14 protein-coding genes and 1 tRNA gene are annotated in these 18,636 nt (G+C 64.1%); 6 read left to right on the plus strand and 9 right to left on the minus strand.

Features of this window, described 5'->3' with window-relative positions:
* Nucleotides 1–8 precede the first annotated feature (8 nt).
* From mnmD to IPU70_RS26670, 6 genes are all read left to right on the plus strand, one after another.
* On the plus strand, nt 9–1,889 hold the full coding sequence (gene mnmD, locus IPU70_RS26645; protein WP_207472160.1) for a tRNA (5-methylaminomethyl-2-thiouridine)(34)-methyltransferase MnmD: 1,881 nt from the start codon (nt 9–11) through the stop codon (nt 1,887–1,889).
* Nucleotides 1,890–2,162: 273 nt separating this feature from the next.
* Complete coding sequence (locus IPU70_RS26650) at nt 2,163–4,388, plus strand: glycoside hydrolase family 31 protein (protein WP_207472163.1); 2,226 nt, start codon at nt 2,163–2,165, stop codon at nt 4,386–4,388.
* A 198-nt stretch (nt 4,389–4,586) separates the two neighbouring features.
* Nucleotides 4,587–5,675, plus strand: coding sequence for a methionine ABC transporter ATP-binding protein (locus IPU70_RS26655; RefSeq protein ID WP_013391555.1), 1,089 nt, complete (start codon nt 4,587–4,589; stop codon nt 5,673–5,675).
* A complete protein-coding gene (locus IPU70_RS26660; RefSeq protein WP_173144009.1) occupies nt 5,632–6,285 on the plus strand; it encodes a methionine ABC transporter permease in 654 nt (217 codons plus the stop codon). The genes IPU70_RS26655 and IPU70_RS26660 overlap by 44 nt, the downstream gene beginning before the upstream one ends.
* 55 nt (nt 6,286–6,340) lie before the next feature.
* Nucleotides 6,341–7,138, plus strand: a complete 798-nt coding sequence (locus IPU70_RS26665) for a MetQ/NlpA family ABC transporter substrate-binding protein (RefSeq protein ID WP_207472165.1) — start codon at nt 6,341–6,343, stop codon at nt 7,136–7,138.
* A gap of 138 nt (nt 7,139–7,276) precedes the next feature.
* A tRNA-Lys gene (locus tag IPU70_RS26670) sits at nt 7,277–7,352 on the plus strand.
* 168 nt (nt 7,353–7,520) lie between these two features.
* Here the strand turns inward: IPU70_RS26670 and IPU70_RS26675 are convergent.
* The 9 genes from IPU70_RS26675 to IPU70_RS26715 all read right to left on the minus strand — a co-directional run bounded on the left by IPU70_RS26675 (nt 7,521) and on the right by IPU70_RS26715 (nt 18,300).
* Nucleotides 7,521–9,155 carry a methyl-accepting chemotaxis protein gene (locus IPU70_RS26675; protein ID WP_242702712.1) on the minus strand — a complete coding sequence of 545 codons (1,635 nt, stop codon included), beginning with the start codon at nt 9,153–9,155 and terminating at the stop codon, nt 7,521–7,523.
* Nucleotides 9,156–9,329: 174 nt separating this feature from the next.
* Nucleotides 9,330–11,066 (minus strand): diguanylate cyclase, encoded by a 1,737-nt coding sequence (locus IPU70_RS26680; RefSeq protein WP_207472167.1) that lies wholly within the window; start codon nt 11,064–11,066, stop codon nt 9,330–9,332.
* A gap of 71 nt (nt 11,067–11,137) precedes the next feature.
* Complete coding sequence (locus IPU70_RS26685; protein ID WP_207472174.1) at nt 11,138–11,491, minus strand: transposase; 354 nt, start codon at nt 11,489–11,491, stop codon at nt 11,138–11,140.
* The gene (locus IPU70_RS26690; RefSeq protein ID WP_207472182.1) at nt 11,488–12,579 is read right to left on the minus strand and encodes a M14 family metallopeptidase; all 1,092 of its coding nucleotides are present in this window, start codon (nt 12,577–12,579) and stop codon (nt 11,488–11,490) included. The genes IPU70_RS26685 and IPU70_RS26690 overlap by 4 nt, the downstream gene beginning before the upstream one ends.
* A complete protein-coding gene (locus IPU70_RS26695) occupies nt 12,579–13,670 on the minus strand; it encodes a M14 family metallopeptidase (protein WP_207472185.1) in 1,092 nt (363 codons plus the stop codon). The genes IPU70_RS26690 and IPU70_RS26695 overlap by 1 nt, the downstream gene beginning before the upstream one ends.
* The gene (locus IPU70_RS26700) at nt 13,670–15,016 is read right to left on the minus strand and encodes an MFS transporter (RefSeq protein ID WP_207472187.1); all 1,347 of its coding nucleotides are present in this window, start codon (nt 15,014–15,016) and stop codon (nt 13,670–13,672) included. Before IPU70_RS26700 ends, IPU70_RS26695 begins: the two co-directional genes overlap by 1 nt.
* Nucleotides 15,017–15,197: 181 nt before the next feature.
* Entirely contained in the window at nt 15,198–16,145 is a 948-nt protein-coding gene (locus tag IPU70_RS26705) for a PDR/VanB family oxidoreductase (RefSeq protein ID WP_207472189.1), read from the minus strand.
* 36 nt (nt 16,146–16,181) lie between these two features.
* Entirely contained in the window at nt 16,182–16,982 is an 801-nt protein-coding gene (locus IPU70_RS26710; protein ID WP_242702713.1) for an antibiotic biosynthesis monooxygenase, read from the minus strand.
* A complete protein-coding gene (locus IPU70_RS26715) occupies nt 16,954–18,300 on the minus strand; it encodes an MFS transporter (protein ID WP_207472191.1) in 1,347 nt (448 codons plus the stop codon). The genes IPU70_RS26710 and IPU70_RS26715 overlap by 29 nt, the downstream gene beginning before the upstream one ends.
* Nucleotides 18,301–18,636: the final 336 nt, after the last annotated feature.

The following is an 18,636-nucleotide window of genomic DNA, read 5'->3' on the forward strand; positions in this document are numbered from 1 at the left end:
CCGTTTCCATGTCCTCCACCTATGTTCCCCTGATCCCTGCCAAGGTTGAATTCGACGCCGACGGGAGGCTCTACAGCGCCGCTTATGGCGATGTCTACCATTCGCCCTCGGGGGCGCTGGGACAGGCGGAATACGTGTTCCTGCGGGGCAACGGCCTACCCGGGCGTTGGCGTGGACGCCGCGCGTTCACTGTGTGCGAAACGGGTTTCGGCTTGGGGCTGAACTTCCTGGCCCTCTGGAAGGCCTGGCGCGATGATCCCCAGCGCAGCGATGCGCTGCATGTGGTGTCGCTGGAAGGACATCCCTTCGAACGCGAAGACCTGGCAGCCCTGCTGGCGCGTTACGCGCCCGAGCCCTTGGCCGACCTGGGGCGGCAACTGGCCGAGCGATGGCCAGTCCTGCTGCCCGGATTGCATCGCATCGAGTTCGAGGGCGGCGCCGTCACGCTGACGCTGGGTTTCGGCGATGCGCAGGTCGTGGCATCGCGCCTGAGCGCGGGCGTGGACGCCTTCTTCCTGGACGGCTTCGCGCCCGAGCGCAATCCGCGGATGTGGGAGCTTTCCTTGCTGCGCGACCTGGCCAGGCTGGCCGCGCCCGGCGCCACGCTGGCTACCTGGGCCTGCACCGGCGAATTGCGCCAGACCTTGCGGGCGGCGGGTTTCGAGGCGCGGCGCGCGCCCGGCCACGGTGGCAAGTGGCATATGACCGTGGCGGCCGCGGTCGCGCCGGGCAGCGCGGCCCCGAGCGTGCCGAGCGTCCCGGGCGAGGATTCCCGCCACGCCGTGGTGGTGGGGGCGGGTCTGGCGGGCGCGGGCATTGCCCAGGCGCTGGCCGCGCGCGGGTGGCGCGTGACGGTACTCGACGCAGCCCGGGCGCAGGGCGCGCCAGTGCACGCCGGGCATGCCGCGGCGGCCTTGACGCCGGTAGTGGCGCGCGACGACAACGCGCGGGCGCGTCTGTCGCGCGCCGGCAGCCTGCGGGCGCTGGCGCGCTGGCAGAGCCTGCCCGCAGACGCGGCGCCTCTGGTTTGCGGCACCGTGCAGCTGGAGCGCGACGCGGGCCGGTCCGCGGCGCTGGCCGGCACCCTGGAGACTCTGGCCTTTCCCGGGCATTGGGTGCGCCAGGTCAGCCGCGACGAAGCCAGCGCCCTGGCCGGGCTGCCGCTGGCGCGGGGCGGCGTGTATTTTGGCCAGGGCATGCTGTTGCGGCCCGACCGCCTGATAGAGGGCCTGCTGGCGAAGGGCGGCGTGACGGTCCTGCCCGGCAAAGTGGCCAGGGTCGACCGGGCCGGCACGGGCTGGAGCGTGCGCGATGCGGCCGGCGCCGAGCTGGCGCGCGCCGATACCGTCATCCTCGCCAATGCGTTCGGTGCGCGCGCCGTGCTGGCCGATAGCGGCCTGCTCGATCCCTTGCCGCGCGTCGCGCAGATGCATGCGCTCGCAGGCGAGGTAACGCTGGTACCCGCCCGGGCGCTGCGCGGCGGTCCGCGCTGCATCGTCGGCGGCGAGGGCTATCTGCTGCCCGACGTGGGCACCGGTTGCGTGGCCGGCAGCACTTACGTGCATGGCGCGGCCGAAGCGCGGGTCGGCGCCGAAGGTCAGCGTGTCACCCTGGACAAGGCTGCGGGCCTGCTGGGCGGCGGCTTTCCGGACTTTGATTCCCTGGAGCCTGGCAGCCTGCCGGGTTGGGCCGGCTGGCGGGCCGTGCTGCCGGGGCGGCTGCCGGCCGTGGGCGAGCTTCCTCAGGCCCCGGGTCTGTGGCTGGCCGTCGGTTACGCGTCGCGCGGCCTTTCATGGTCGGCGCTGATGGGCGACCTGATCGCCGCGCGCCTGGCCGGCGAGCCGTCGCCCCTGGAAACAGATCTGGCGCAACTTATTTCGCCACGATGAAAAAAAGCCGGGAAGGGGGAACGGGGGCATCCCGCAGGTGGCGTAGAATGGCGGGAATTGCCAGGATTTGGCGCCAAATTGGCCTGAGTTGGCCCCGAACCTGGCATTTTGGCGGGTCGAAGGCCGCTCCTTTCGAGGGGCGCTGGCCGAAGGCTTTAGACCCCTTTTATGGATGAGTTCGCAATCCAAAAGAGGGACCGAGTTTATTTCAAAGCCCAAATCCGTCAAAATAGCGTCTTTTGATGGTTTTTGGCTTAAGCCGGGGGATGCTCTGTGCCGCCCAAGTTCGACTTTGCCCATACTACCCAGCTCGACAATGTCGAGCTGTTGACGTCCCGCCCCAGCCGTATCGATTTCGACGCGGGCGATGGGTTGCACCTGGTAGTCGAGGCGCATGCGCCTGGTGTTTTTCGCCTGCGCTGCGGCGAGGCGAATCACCTTAATGATGACAAGCCCGGCGCGCGTGCTCGCGCCGTGGCGGAAATGCTGCTCGCGCGCCAAGAGGCCGTGGGCGAAGCCGTTATCGCTCCGCGCGACGACGGGGAGGGCTGGCGGATCACCCAGGGCGACGTCTCCCTGGAAATCCTGTCCAACCCGGTGCGGGTCGCGATCTACCGCAACGACGAGCGGGTGTTCGAGTCCGAGGTCTCCGCGCATACGCCCGCATTCGGGCACAACGCGCTGGACCAGGCCGACGACGCCGTCTGGACGGCGGGGTTCACGCTGCAGTCCGATGAGCGTGTATACGGCCTGGGCGAAACCCCGGGCGACCTGAACCGCCGCGAAGAATCCGTGGTTTCCGACGATCCCGAGCACCGCGCCCTGCCTTTGGCATGGAGCCCGCGCGGCTGGGGCGTCTACGTCAACACCATGCGCCGCGTGGAGCATTCTGTGGGCGTGGCGCCTGCGGATTCCGCCTACGTGCTGACCGTGGACGACGTCGTGCTGGACGTGTTCCTGTTCGCCGGCGAACCCGGTGAAATCCTCAATCAGTACACCGCCCTGACCGGCCGCGCCGGCCAACCCTCGCTGTGGGCGATGGGGGCATGGCTGCAGCAGGCTCCGGGCGAGATGCCCACGGACACCGTGGCGCTGGTAGCCCGCATGCGCGAAAACCAGATCCCGGTGGATGCCGTGACGCTGGCGCAGCCGGCAGCCTGGGGCTTCCAGTCGGACAAGACGGTTTTCGAATGGGATGCCCAGCGCTTCCCCGACGCCAAGCAGATGCTGGCGCTGTTCCACAAGCACCATGTGCATGTCGCTGCCTCCGGGTTCCCGGGCGTGCTGAAGACCAGCCCGCTGTTCGAAGAACTTGAAGACCGCGGCTGGCTGCTGGCCAAGGACGACGGTTCGGCCCAGGTGTTCGACGGCAACGCCGCTACCTCGGGACAGCCCTATGGCCTGCTGGACCTGACCTACCGCGACATCTACAACCTGTGGGTGGAGCGCCATCGCCAACTGGTCGAAGACGGCCTGGACGCGCCCGCGTGCGACGCTCAGATCGCCATCCCTGACGGCGTCACGGCCCGCAACGGCGAAACCGGCCCCGCGCTGCGCAGCATGTATCCGCTGCTGGTGCGCCGCGCGCTGTTCGATGCGGTCGCAGGCCTGAAGGTCCCGCCGGAAGGCGTGGTGCCCAGCTCCGACCTGTTCCCCGCCGCCCAACGGCTGCCGTGGCAGGTGGGTCCGCAGGCTGAAAACACCTGGGAAGGGCTGCGCCACACCCTGCGCACCGCCTTGTCGATCGGCGCCAGCGGCTTGCCCGTCCAGGTGCACGGCATCGGCTCGGCCGCGCGCGACCGCGCCGGCATGACGCCGGAACTGTATCTGCGTTGGCTGACGGCCGGCGTATTCTCGTCGAACTTCGCCTTCCAGGGCGTGGACGGCCTGATGCCCTGGGACTTCGGCGAAGAAACCCTGGCGCACGCCAAGACCTGGATGCAGTGGCGCTACCGCCTGGTGCCCTATGTGCTGGGCGCCATCGAGGACTCGGCGCGCACCGGCTTGCCGGTGCAGCGGTCCATGGCCATGTCGTTCCCGAACGATCCCGTCTCGCACGATTGGGACTTGCAGTACCTGCTGGGCCCGGCCCTGCTGGTAGCGCCCATCACGGAACCGGGCAAGCAAGTGCGCGTCTACCTGCCCAAGGGCGAAGCCTGGTGGGACCTGAACACGGGACACCGGTACGAGGGCGGCACCACCTGGACCATCGATTGCGAACTGGGCCAGTTCCCGGTGTTCGGCCGCGAAGGGCATATGCTCTGTCTGGGGCCGGCGGCGCAGCATACGGGCGAGTTCAACTCGGCCCGCATCCTGGACGAGGTCTGGATGTTCGGCATGCCGGTGCACAATCCGGTCGTCATGCGCAACAAGATCCGCGTGATGCAGATGCAAGGCTCCAGCTACATCAAGGGACTGGAAGGCCTGCGCATTTCTCCGTCCGAGGGCCTGGAGGTCAAGCGCCGCGGCGCGGAAGTCCGCATCTCGCGCGCACGCTGAAAAACCGGCTGCGGCCGGTCCGGCAAAAACTGGGCAGTCAGGAAGGCTTTCCTTCCTGACTGCCCTTTCCGCGTTATGGCATGTGCTCCATAGGAACGCAACAAGGCGCGGGTACGAGCTTTTATATTACTTGTAGTTATTAAAAATGAAAGAAACAGTCGTTCTCTGTAGAAGAGAAAAGATACAAAATCGCTTGCCATGATTCAGATCGAGAACCTATCCAAGACCTACGCCACGCCGCATGGAGAATTCCAGGCGCTGCGCGGCATCAACCTGCACATCCAGCAGGGCGAGGTCTTCGGCATCATCGGCCCCAGCGGGGCCGGTAAAAGTACGCTGGTCCAGTGCATCAACCTGCTGGAGCGGCCCAATGAAGGCTCGATCGCCATCGGCGGCCAGTCCCTGACCGGCCTGAACGAAGCGCAACTGCGCCAGCAGCGCCGCCGTATCGGCATGGTGTTCCAGGGCTTCAACCTGCTGTCGCGCCGCACGGTGTACGGCAACGTTGCGCTGCCGCTGGAAATCGCCGGCGTGGCCAAGGCCGAGATTCCTGCCCGCGTCGAGCGTCTGCTGGCGCTGGTGGGGCTGGAGCATCTGCGCGACCGCTATCCCAGCCAGATCAGCGGCGGCCAGAAGCAGCGCGTCGGCATTGCCCGCGCCCTGGCCAACAATCCTGACGTGCTGCTCAGCGACGAAGCCACGTCCGCGCTGGATCCGGAAACCACGCACAACATCCTGGCCTTGTTGCGCGACATCAATCGCAAGACCGGCGTGACCGTGGTCATGATCACGCACCAGATGGAAGTCGTGCGCGAGGTCTGCGACCGCGTGGCCGTGCTGTCGCAGGGCGAGGTGGTCGAAATGGGCAGCACACGCGAAGTGTTCGCGCAGCCGCGCCACGAAGTGACTCGCGCCATGGTGTCGGCCGCCACCGCTTCCGACCTGACCGACGCCACGCTGGCGGCGGTCAAGGAACGCATCCAGGCGCTCGTGGCCGCCAAGCCGGGCCAGGCGGTGCGCCTGCTGCGCCTGTCGCTGACCGGCACCGACGCGTCGGGGTCCTTCCTGTCCGACCTGTACAAACAGTTCTCCCTGGACGTGGGCCTGATCCAGGCGCGCGTCGAAGACATCCAGGGCGTGGCTGTCGGCACGATGTTCGTGCTGGCCCAAGGCGCGCCCGCTTCGGTCAAGGACGCGATTGCCGCGCTGGCCGCCCGTGACATTACCGTTGAAGAAATAGCTCATGAGTCCGCAACTGATCGACCTGCTTATTACGTCGCTGCTTGACACCCTGCTGATGGTGGGCGTGGCCAGCGCCATCGCGGTGGTGATCGGCATTCCGCTGGGCGTGATCCTGACGGTGACTGCCCGCGGCAACATGCTCGAGAACCACTCCGTCAACCACGTGCTGGGCGCGGTGATCAACGCCACGCGTTCCGTGCCGTTCGTCATCCTGATGGTGGCGATCATTCCGTTCACGCGCCTGGTGGCCCAGACCTCCATCGGCACGACCGCCGCCATCGTGCCGCTGTCGGTCGCCGCGATCCCGTTCATGGCGCGCATCGCCGAAAACGCCATGCGCGAAGTCGATCCGGGCCTGATCACCGCCGCGCGCGCCATGGGCGCATCGCCGATGCAGATCATCATGAAGGTGCTGCTGCCCGAATCCTTGCCTGGCCTCATCGCCGCCACCGTCGTTACCGTCGTCAGCCTGATCGGCTACTCGGCCATGGCCGGCGCCATCGGCGGAGGCGGTTTGGGCGACCTGGCCATTCGCTACGGCTACCAGCGCTTCCAATCCGACGTGATGGCCGCCGTGGTCATCGTGCTGATCGTCCTGGTCCAGGTGATCCAGAGCCTGGGCGACCGCTACGTGCGCCGTATCTCGCATCGCTGATCCGGCCGGCGCCGCACCAATTTCTTCTCACTTCCGACATTCGGGATATCGCAACATGAGTATCAAGGTTTTGAAGTCGCTGGCCGCGTTCGCACTCGGCGCCGCCGTTTTCGCCCAGCCCGCGCTGGCCCAGGACAAGCCGCTGAAGATCGGCGTGACCGCCGGCCCGCACGCCCAGATCTTTGATGTGGTGAAGCAGGAAGCCGCCAAGCAGGGCCTGAACATCCAGGTCATCGAGTTCACCGACTACGTGCAGCCCAACGTCGCGCTGTCCGCGGGCGACCTCGACGCCAACAGCTACCAGCATCAGCCCTATCTGGACAACGCCAACGCCGATCGCGGCTACAAGCTGGTCAGCATCGCCAAGACGGTGATTTTCCCCATCGGCATCTACAGCAAGAAGATCAAGTCGCTGTCCGAGCTGAAGGAAGGCGCGCGTATAGCTCTGCCGAACGACCCGACCAACGGCGGCCGTGCGCTGTTGCTGCTGCAGGCCAATGGCCTGATCAAGCTGCGCCCCGACGTTGGCCTGAAGGCGACCCCGATCGACGTGGTCGAGAACCCCAAGAAGCTGCGTTTTATCGAACTGGACGCCGCCCAACTGCCGCGCTCGCTGGACGACACCGACGCCTCGGCCGTGAACACCAACTTCGCACTGGAGGCGGGCCTGAATCCGGCCAAGGACGCGATCGCCCAGGAATCGCCCGACTCGCCTTACGCCAACGTGCTGGTCGTGCGCGAAAAGGACAAGGACCGTCCCGAGTTCGCCAAGCTGATCACGATCTACCACAGCCCGGCCGTGAAGCAGTTCATCGAGACCAAGTACAAGGGCGCCGTGGTGGCCGCCTGGTAAGCCCAAGCGCCTGCCCGAAGTCCCCAGAACGGCCGCCGCGAGCGGCCGTTTTTATTGCGGGATGGGAGCTTTGTGCAGGGCTGTTGCGTCGAATTTTGACAAGTCGCCTCAAATCGGCCATAATTTCTGGCTTCGGTCGGGTTGTTAGCTCAGTCGGTAGAGCAGCGGACTTTTAATCCGTTGGTCGCGAGTTCGAGTCTCGCACAACCCACCACCCCAATTCCTGCAGTACACAGCAGCGCCGTCCAAGCATTGCTGGCCAAGAAGAAACGCCGCTATCTCTAGCGGCGTTTTTCGTTGGTGGCTGGGTTATTGAACCCGTTGGGGCGGGAGTGGCCGAAAGCGGCGCGTGTCGCGATCAGCCCTGCCCCCTGCAATTCTCCTACGTCGATGCCGCGAACGCGATGAGCGCAGGCTCCGCCATGGGCACAGGCCGCGCGGTGACGGACGATGCAGTCTTGAACACTTCGACCGCCTGCAGCAGATCCCGCGCCTGTTCCGCCATCGAAAGCGCCGCCGCCGCGGATTCCTCGACCAAGGCCGCATTCTGCTGCGTCACGGAATCCAGCTGGGCGATAGCCACGTTGACCTGTTCGATGCCGATGGCCTGTTCGCGCGAGGCTGTCGCGATCTCTCCCGTTATTGTCTTCATGCGCATGACCGACGTGACGACGTCCTCCATGTCTTGGCCCGCCCGTACGGCGAGGTTCCTGCCGGCCTGGACCACGGACGTCGAGGTCTCGATCAGGTCCTTGATTTCCCTGGCGGAGGTGGCGCTGCGCTGGGCCAGCGCGCGGACTTCGCCGGCCACCACGGCGAAGCCCCGGCCCTGATCCCCGGCTCTTGCGGCTTCCACTGCCGCGTTCAGCGCAAGTATGTTCGTCTGGAAGGCAATGCTCTCGATCAGCGACACGATCTGCCCGACTTTTTCGGAGTTGGCGGAGATCTCTGTCATGGCCGCCAGCATTTCGGATACGACGCCGCCCGCCTTCTCTGCAGCCCTGGCGCCCTCGGAGGCCAGTTCGTCGCCGCTCGCTGCATTGTCTTGATTCAGGCGCACGGTGGATGTCAGCTGCTCGATGCTGGCCGCCGTTTCTTCCAATGAGGCCGCCTGCTCTTCGGTGCGGTGTGACAGGTCGGCGTTGCCTTGGGCAATCTGACCTGCCGCCGTCGAGATGGACGAGGCGGAAGACTTGATCGCATCGACGATTCTGGACAGACGCGATCGCATGGTTTCCAGTCCGTGCATCAGGCTGTGGTCATAGCGCGCATCAAGCTGCAGCCGGCTGCTCAGATCACCATCGGCGATGTTCACCGCCAGAAGTTGCGCATCGCCGGGATCACCGCCCAATTGACGCAGGATGCTGCGTGCCGTGAGACAGGCCGCGGCTATGCCAAGCAAGAGCGCGACGATGACGGTTACTCCCACTGCCCACTGCAATTGATTCGCAAGGCTGCGCGTGTCCGCCGCACGTGCGTCATTGATCTGCGTCTCGAGCGCGGCGAGTGTGGATAGAGTCTCTTGGAGCACGCGTTGCTTGGGCCGCAGCTGATCTTCCAGCATGTGCTGGGCTTTCAGCCGGTCGCCAATCAAGCCTTCTTCCAGAACGCGGACGAATAGCGAGCGCATGTCTTGTTGCGCGGCTCCCGCAGCGGCGTACAGGCGGCCTTCCTCGCTGGTGGTGTTGGATCGGCTTGAAAACATGCCGCCCAGCCGATCGCGTGATTCGTTGTAGAGTTTTTCCGCTTCGTGCGCCCGCAGTTCCTCGGCCTTCAGCACTTTCGGATCCGTGAGGAGCAGGATGTTGCGGATCGCGATGGCCTGTTCCTGCACCTGATAGCGCATATCGATGGCCAGGCGCCGCTGTTCATTGTTGATGGCCGTGATCTGGTACACATCCTGCTCCAACTCCCGGATGCCGAACGTGCCCAGCACGCCAGACACCAACAGCGCCACCATGATCATTGCAAAGCCCATGGCGAGGCGAGTACGCATCTTCAGGTTTGACGGTTTCATTGCTCTTTCGCTTTCAAAATGGAATTTCTGTATTCGGCTCACTCTGTCCGGACTATACGGACGCGTCGTGTGTGGAAAAAGACAGAAATTTTTTTCCACCGAGTACATTTTTCTATCTTGTGGAAGCGCGAAGATAGAGGCGCGCGGTGTGATCGCGCAGCTGTGCGAAAGAGCTCAGGCGTCTTCGGATTGTGTAATGACGCAGTTGCGGCCGGAAGCCTTGGCGCGATAGAGCAGTTCGTCTGCTTGCTTCAGCAGGGCGTCGAAATCGTGGATTTCATCTGCCGGCGCGCAGACCACGCCAAAACTGCTGGTGATGGACTCTATGGTCCTGCCGTCCAGCGGTACCGACAGACGCTCGATGCGGCGGCGCATGCTTTGCGCCATTGCGCTGGCCTGCGCCGAACTGCGGACCGTGCACAGCACCGCGAATTCCTCGCCGCCGATGCGCGCCACGATGTCCGAACGGCGCCACGTCTGGTGGCATGCCTGTGCCACGGCCACCAGAACGTTGTCGCCGCCCGCGTGGCCGTACGAATCGTTGATCCGCTTGAAATGATCGATGTCAAAGACGATCAGGGTCAGCATCTGTCCTGGCTCATCCAGGCTGGCGCGCAAGGCTTCGGCACGCGCGTGGAACGCGCGCCGGTTCAGCAATCCCGTGAGGAAGTCTGTCTCCGCCAACGCCGCCAGGTCGGCGATCAGCCGTTCACGCTCATGTTCCGTGCGGGACTTGGCGATGGCGTTGTCCTTCAATGTCTGGATGGCATCGAACAGGCCGCGGACTTCCTTGCGATAGCCGGCGGCAGAGATCGGCGTGTGGGTGTTGTCGTTGAGGGAGTTGATGATTTCGGTGGCCACCACGAACGGGCGTATCAGACGCCAGCGGAACTTGGTGAAGCCCCAGGTGGCGGCCAGCAGCAGCATGATCGCGACCGTCGTGGTGGTGACCAGTTCCGTCAGCGCGTTGACGCGTTGGCGTTCCAGCAGCTGTTGCAACACATTCAGCACTTCATCGCGGAAGTCGACAATGGATTGCATCAGTGGAACATAGCGTTCCTGCATGCCGGCGCCGGGCGGCGGCGAGTCGGCCGATGCAGGTGGCGTGTGGCGTAGCGCTGCGATGTACTCCAGGCCGGCGCCAAAGTACTCGTATTGAACCCGCGGATAGGCGCGGGTTTCAAGGTCTGCATGGGTGGAAAGCTGTACTTCGAGCAGCGCGCGCAGTTGGGCGACGCGGCCCAGTTGTTGCTCGATGCGCTGCGTTTCCTCGTCGCTGAGAGGGCGGCGCTGAACTTGTGCAGGCATGAAAGCGGAGCCCAGCAGGCCGGCCTGTTCGCGTAGACCCGCCGCCAGCAGGGCAATGGTCATGAGGCCGGGGCTTTCCACTTCATGGCGGATCACAACGGCGGAGTTGTCGAGCGCGGTTTCCTCCAGCGCGGGGATGAGTCCGGCCATGATTACCACCACGTCATTCAGTTCCTGAGCGCTGATCTGCGCACGTCGCCTGGCAATGAGCTGATCTGCCAGGGCGCGGTGTTGGACCAGGGTTCGCGCGATATGCTGGATGGTGCCCTGGGCGTCCCTGCAGCCGTCGCAGTTGCGGGTCTGGTGCAGCGCCAGCAGTTCGGCGATTCTGCCGTCGCTGGCGTTGCGTGCGAGCTGCAACTCCTGCTGCCTGGCCTCGGATACGGGCTGGCCCTCTATCAGCGCGGCATTCATCGATCCGCGCTCCATCAGGACGGCAGCCATCGCGTCCAGCGTGCCCTGGACGACGCACAGGCTCGACCTGGCATCGCGCGCCGCCGCATGGGCGTGCCAGCTGTGGGTCAGTTGGATGCCGATCAGCGCGCTGACGGGGATCAGCACGCCGATGACATATGCCACCGTGTAGCGATTCAGAGATTTCAAAAGAACCGTGCAGACGAAGAGATTTCAACGTGCGGGAGGCGTCGGGGAGGAGGCGCTGCGTCGCGTACGCCTTATTCCTTTGCCCCGAGCGTGTCCTGCAGTATTACCTTGTTGAGCGCCAGGATGGCGATCAAGCGCTCAAGGCGGTTGCACTCGTTTTCGAGCCTGTTCAACAATTTCAGTTCGTAGGACGCCAGCCCGTCATAGTGCACTTTCCATGTGTGGAAAGTGACTTCGCTCACGCCCATGCGCGTGCAGATGTCGGATATCGGCGTGCCAAGCGTTGCCTGCCTCAACGCGTGCCTGATCTGTTCTTCTGTAAAGCCCGATCGGTCCATGTGATGCACCTCCGTATCTTGAGATGAAGCCAACACCTGCCGCAAGGACGGAAGCGCCGGCGCAATCGTTTCGGTTTTCTGAGTCAAGCCGCCTGTAAGCCACGCAGCGCTTGCAGAACCGCCACCCGGGTCTGCCCCAGCACCATTCCGTGCCAGTTTTCCTCGTTGCAATAAAACGCGTCCAGCGTGGTTTGCAGGATGGTTCTTCGTAAATCCTGGGAGGCCTCGGGATGCGCGTGCAGCCAGTTCCGGCCGCATAGCGCATGCACCATGGCGTCGAAACGCACGGCCCCGAACACAATGGCCATCGAGGTCGGCAAGGACAATGGGCAGGCTTGGTAAATCAGATCGGCGAGCTGGCCGGAGATATCGACCGACACCGAATTGCCCTGGTAGGGGACGGTGATGTCGCTCCCCCACCATTGACGCGCGCGAGAGACTTCGGCATCGTCGCGGCGGCCGGCATAGAGCTTTTCGCCATGGCCGCGAGGCCCCCACCCGGTATGCACATCGATCCAGCCGATATGGGTACGTGTGCGCGCATGCTCGTGCAGGATGCGACGCAGGTTCAACAGCGATGCCGCAGGGCGGTCGCCGCCATAAAACAGGCCGTTTGCGTGCGTGTATTGGCCGCGCGAGACAGCCTGTGCGAAGGCGGACTGTCCGTGCTCAGCGATGAACTGAGCGATCTGCTGCTGGTTGGATGGTGTGGGAGGCCATTCATCAGGCAGCAGCAGGTCGTGTATCCGCGAGTACTCCGGGTTCGCGGGCAGCGGTCGCCCATCGAAGGGTAGTCCATTGCGGTTCAGGTCTATATTGCATTCGTCGGTGCGCGCGATCCACGAATAGCCGTAAGGATTGACCGCGTGCACCAGCAGCAAGGCCACGCCGGCCTCGCGTGCCCGGCTCAGCATGACGCTGTCGTCCAGCAACGCCAGTTGGCAGCCCGAGCCGCAGAATCCTTCCACCCCCAGTACTGCGGAGGTCATGATGAGGATACGGTCGGCATCGGGATCGCCGATGTAGGCGACATCCGTGGCCAGCGCTTCGCCTTCGCTACCGGCGTGGTCGATGCCATAGGAATGGAACGAATCGGCGAGCGGCCTGGCGGCCTGCGCAAAGCGCTGGCGCGCCTGGGCGTAGCTGCGGGAGAAGTAACTGGCGCTGGTTCGCATCAAGCCTCCTGCAGACCGGAAAGAGCTTGCAGCACGGCGACGCGGCTCTGGCCCAGAATCATGCCGTGCCAATCGGCGGCGTTGCAGTAGAACGCCGCTAGCGTGGCGTTCAGGATGGCGTCGCGCTTGGCGTCGTCAGCCTCTGGATGTGCCAGCAGCCAGTTGCGGCCACGCAGCGCCTCGATCATGGCACCAAACGGCAGGGTGCCGAACTCCAGCGCCATCGGCGTGTGCTGGGCGTCCGGGCAGGTCTGGTAGATCAGGCCCGCCAGCTGGCCGGTAATGTCCGCGGAAGCAGAGCTGCCTTCGTAGGGGACAGCGATATCGCTGCCCCACCATTGGCGCGCGCGTGCAACCGCGGCGGCGTCGCGGCGTCCCGCGTATATTTTTTCGCCATGCCCGCGAGGCCCCAAGCCTGTGTGCACGTCAATCCAGCCGATGTGCTTGCTGCGGCTGCCGTGCTGCTGCAGGATATGGCGCAGATTCAGCAAAGATGCGGTGAGGTGCGTGCCGCCGTAGAACAGCCCGTCGGCGTGCGTGTACTGTCCGCGCGTCACGACTTGCGCAAACGCCGCCGGGCCATGTTCGGCGATATAGGCATCGACCCGGGCGATGTTCGAAACCGTGGGAGGCCATTGAGCGGGCAACAGCAGTTCATGTATGTCTGCGTACCCGGGATTCTGGGGCAGGAGCCGTCCATCGAAGGACTGGTCATTGCGGTTGAGGTCGACATTGTCTTCGTTCGTGCGCGCCAACCAGGAGAAACCATAAGGGTTGACAGCGTGCACGAGCAGCAAGGCGACGCCGGCCCTGCGGGCGCGCTCCAGCATGGCGGCATCGTTCAGCAGGGCGAGTTGACAGCCCGAACCGCAGAAGCCCTCTACGCCGTGCGTGGCGGAGGTCATGATCAACAACCGCTCCGCGTCCGTGGGACCGATCAGCGCGACGTCGGTCGCCAGGGCTTCGCCTGCACGGCCGGCAGGTTCGATGACATAGGATTGAAACTGCGTGGCTAGCGGTTTGGCCGCCAGCACGAAACGGTGGCGCGCTTCTTCGTAGCTGCGGGAAAAGTAGCTGGAACCGTGCTGCATTAGGCCTCCTGGCCGTCGATGTCGTCATGGGTGCGGTCTTCAATCCAGAACAGCACCACCGTTGAAAGGGCTATGGCCACCATCAGGAACCACGCCGGCGCCATGGCATTGCCGGTCACGTGCAGCAGCCAGGTCACGAAGAATTGCGCGAAGCCGCCGAACACGGAGATGCCCAGCCCATACACGACCGACATGCCGGTCGTGCGAACGGCCTTGGGGAAGAGTTCGGGAAGCATGGTGAATGCAGGCGCCGACTGCAGCGCCACCAGCAGCGCGAACAGGGCGACGAGCAGCATCAGCCGCTCGGTGCTGGGCGCGGCCATCAGCCATTGGAAGCAGGGGAGCAGGACGATCAAGGTCGCGAGGCGCGACCAGAAGATGACGCGCTTGCGGCCGTAGCGATCAGCAAGCTTGCCGACGAACGGTGCAATCAGGAAGCCGACCGCGCCGAACACGACGCTCGCCGACAGCGTGGACGTGGCCGGCAAGCCCAGTTCGCGGTTGGCATACGCCGGCATATAGAAGCTGAGAATCTGCGTGCTGACCATGCCGCCGATCAACAACAGGATGCCCTTCAGTATGGTGACCTTGTACTCGGCAAAAATGCGGCGCAACGGCTGGTGGGGGACGGCACGGCGCAGCGGCAAGGGCTGAGGTTTGCCGGAATCCGGGGGCGAACTCGTCAGTGTTTCCTCGAGGTTGCGGCGGATGTAGGCGCCCACGGGCACGGTCAAAATGCCGATGACGAACGGGACGCGCCAGCCCCAGGCCTGCATCTGTTCCGTGGTCAGCCCCATGGTCAGCAGCGTTACGACCAGTGCCCCAAGCATTACGCCTAGCGACTGGCTGCCGAACTGCCAGCTGGAATAGAAGCCACGCTTGCCGCGCGGCGCGTGTTCGACCAGCAGCGTGGTGGAGGCTCCGACCTCGCCGCCGGCGGCGAAGCCCTGGATCAGACGGGCGAGCACCATCATGACCGGGCCGGCCATGCCCATTTGCGCATAGGTGGGCGCCACCGCGATCAGGGCGCACCCCAGGCCCATCAGCCACAGCGTCAGGGTCATGGCTGCGCGGCGGCCGTGGCGGTCGGCATAGGAGCCGATCAGCATGCCCCCCACGGGCCGCATCAGGAACCCGACGCCGAAGGTGGCGGTGGTCAGCAGCAGTTGGCCGTAGCCCGAGGCGGCCGGAAAGAATAGTGGGCCGAGCACCAGCATCAGGAAAGTGAAAACGGTGAAGTCGAAGAATTCGAGTGCGTTGCCGATGGTGGTGCCGGCGATGACCCTCCGGCGCATGGACGGCGTATGTAGCGCGTTGGTCGCAGCCGCTGCGATTGCGATAGACATGGTTTCCCCTGGTGTCTGTTTGAGGAGGGGCCGATCCGTGGTCCCGGGCCTTAGGCCTCCTCCCCGAAGGGCACTATACGGATGCCCTGAGATAAGAAAAAGACAGAAAATTTGTTTTGGTGCACACCTTTTTATATAGTGCAGTCCCCTTTTTCACGTCGCTATTGCCCATGCGGCATCATTAAAGATCAATGACCAGATGGCCCGTCCTTGCCCGCGAGCAGCACGGAAGAAACTGGTCATTGCCGGCTTTTTCCTCGTCGCTGAGGCATGCGTCGCGGTGATCCGGGACGCCCTCGATAACGCGCGTCAAACAGGTGCCGCAGATGCCTTGCTCGCAAGCGGTGGGAATCTCGATGCCGGCGGATCGCAGCGCGGCCAAGGCGGTCTGGCCGGATGCGACCGGAATGCAGAGGCCGGAACGCGCGAGCAAGAGTTCGAAAGGAGGCGAGTCGTCCGTGGGGGCTTCGGCCGGAGCGAAAAACTCGCGGTGCAGGCGGTCTTCTTGCCAGCCTGAACGTCTGGCGCTTGCCAATACCATTTCGATGAAGCCGCCTGGTCCGCATACGTAGACATGGACATCGCTGGCTGCAGGGTTCAGAAGATGATCCAGGTCGAGCCTGGAGCCAGTCGGGCCGTTGTCGGCATGGATGAAGACCCTGGACTCCAGGGCCGCGCAGGCGAGGCGCTCGCGGAAGGCAACCTGGCCTTGATCGCGTACGCAGTAGTGCAGCGCGAACGAGGCATTTTCGGCTGATAGCGTTTCAGCCATCGAGAGTATCGGCGTGATGCCGATCCCTCCTGCAATCAAGATCGAGTGCCGGGCATGGCGCGCAAGCGCGAATTGATTGCGCGGCGCGCCGATCTGGATGATGTCGCCTTCCTGCAATGCGTGGATTGCGAGGGACCCGCCGCGGGACTCGCGGGCCTTCAGCACCCCCAATACGTAGCGTGAACGGTCTTGAGGCGAACTGCAGATCGAGTATTGACGGGTGAGACCTCCGGGCAGTTGAACGTCGATATGCGCACCGGCATCGAAGGCGGGCAATGCAAGGCCCTCGGACGGTACAAGTTCGACCGCGACGATATCGTCAGCCGTTCGACGGATGGATAGGACTTTGACCTGCATGGCATATGCCTAGGATGGCGCGAGCTTGGTGGATGGTCAGGGCGTGATGGCCTGCTTGTGGCCCTGCAGCGTCCATTCCCGTTGCAACTTGTCGTCGCGCAGATGGTCGCGCGGCCGGGTCTCCGGCATGGCCATGAAGGTGTCGGAGGTGACGTCGCCGATGTCCCGAAGCGCTTGGTACGCCGTTGACTCTTGCCAGGCGGCGGCAGCCTGGGGAGCAGGCCAGTGGGTAATCAGCAAATAGAAGACGCCGCCGGTTTCCGGCGTGGCGCTGTTGGGGCCGATGAGTTGGTAGGGGAGTGCTTCGTACTCCCCGGTCAGGGTTTCCAAGGGGGAGGCGCCAATATCGGCCAGACAGGTCAGGATTTCTGTCAAGGCGCGGAGTTGAGCGTCGGCAAGGGGGATGGGGACAGTCAGACGAGTTTCGGTCATGACTTTTCCGGTCATGGTTTCACCGGGGGCGGGCTCGCGCCATTTGCGCATATAGACCGCTGTCCACCAACGGTCGTATGCCGCCTTCTGGGCAGCCTTGTGTCGCGGATGGTTATGCCAGGCGTCCATTTGCTCGGCGCTGGCGAAGCGCACGCCTACATACCGCCAGGCTGAATCAAGGATTTCCCCGCCATACACCGATTCAAAGCCATCCTGGCTGACCGCGACAGGATGTAGCGCATCATTGAAACGGGCGAAGCCGTCTTCTTTGCCGGGCATGATCTTGAAGCCGCTCTCCAGCACGGTTCGCGTGGACTGCAGGGATGATTTCGTCATTTGATCCTCAATATTGAAGGGCAATCCGGGCTTTGGGGAATTACGCTGCCTGTGCGTCGATGTCGTCATGGGTGCGGTCGGCTATCCAGAACAGCACCAGCGTTGAAAGCGCCGTTGTCACCATCAGGAACCACGCTGGAGACATGGGGTTTTCAGTGACATGCAGCAGCCAGGTCACGAAGAATTGCGCGAAGCCGCCGAACACGGAGATGCCAAGTCCGTACACCACCGACATGCCGGTCGTACGCACGGATTTTGGGAAGAGTTCAGGCAGCATCGTGAAAGCAGGCGCCGACTGGAGGGCCACCAACAGGGCGAAGGCGGCGGTGAGCAGCATCAGCCGTTCGGTGCTGGGCGCGGCCATCAGCCAATGGAAGCCGGGCAGCAGGATGGCAAGCGTTGTGACGCGAGACAAGAAGATCACGCGCTTGCGGCCGTAGCGGTCGGCCAGCATGCCGATGAACGGGGCGCCTGCGAAGCCGAGAGCGCCGAACACGACGCTGGCCGACAGCGTGGAGGTGGCTGGCAAACCCAGTTCCCGGTGGGCGTAGGTGGGAATGTAGAAGTTGAGGATCTGCGTGCTGACCATGCCGCCGATTACCAGCAACATGCCTTTGAGTACGCTTGCCTTGTGCTCGGTGAAGATCCGGCGCAGGGGCTGATGCGTGGCGGTACGATGCAAGCCCTTGGTGTGCGCCGGCTTGGCGGCCGGGGGCTCGACAGTCAGGGTTTCTTCCAGATTGCGGCGGATGTAGGCGCCTATCGGCACGGTCAGGATGCCGATGACGAACGGGACGCGCCAGCCCCAGGCCTGCATCTGCTCCGTGGTCAGCGCCATGTTGAGCTGCATCACGACCACTGCCCCGAGCGTGACGCCGAGTGCCTGGCTGCCATATTGCCAGCTGGAATAGAAGCCACGCTTGCCGCGCGGCGCGTGTTCGACCAGCAGGGTGGTGGAGGCTCCGACCTCGCCGCCGGCGGCGAAGCCCTGGATCAGGCGGGCCAATACCATCATGACCGGGCCGACCATGCCTAATTGCGCATAGGTGGGCGCCACGGCGATCATGGCACAGCCCAGGCCCATCAGCCACAGCGTCAAGGTCATGGCCGCGCGGCGGCCGTGCCGGTCGGCATAGGAGCCGATCAACATGCCGCCCACGGGCCGCATCAGGAACCCCACGCCGAAGGTGGCGGTGGTCAGCAGCAGTTGGCCGTAGCCCGAGGCGGCCGGAAAGAACAGCGGCCCGAGCACCAGCATCAGGAAAGTGAAGACGGTGAAGTCGAAGAATTCGAGTGCGTTGCCGATAGTGGTGCCGGCGATGACGCGCCGGCGCATGGATGGCGTGTGTAGCGCATTGGGCGCGGCCGCTGCGATTGCAATAGACATGGTGTCCCCTCGTGTCTGTTGAGAGCGGGCCGGCCCGTGGTTCCGGGCCTTGGACTCCCTCTTCGAGATGCACTATAAGGACGCCAGGAAATAAGAAAAAGACAGAATTTAAGTTCTAATGAATACTTTTTCTTATAGGGCAAATTGACCAGGTAATTTGCGCCGTATCTCGGAACGCGTCGCATTTTTCGGAAAAGGGCGGTGCAACTGTCTGGCCGCAGGGGGCTCCTGCCGCGGGGCCGCCGTGACGCGGGCGCCGGGGGCTTCTGCTCGCAGGCGCCACACGGTTGCCATAGAATGAAAAAGACAAGAACTGGGTACTGCGATCCGTTTTTT

This window comes from Achromobacter sp. SD115 (assembly GCF_017355315.1).
In the GTDB taxonomy this organism is placed as follows: domain Bacteria; phylum Pseudomonadota; class Gammaproteobacteria; order Burkholderiales; family Burkholderiaceae_B; genus Achromobacter; species Achromobacter xylosoxidans_B.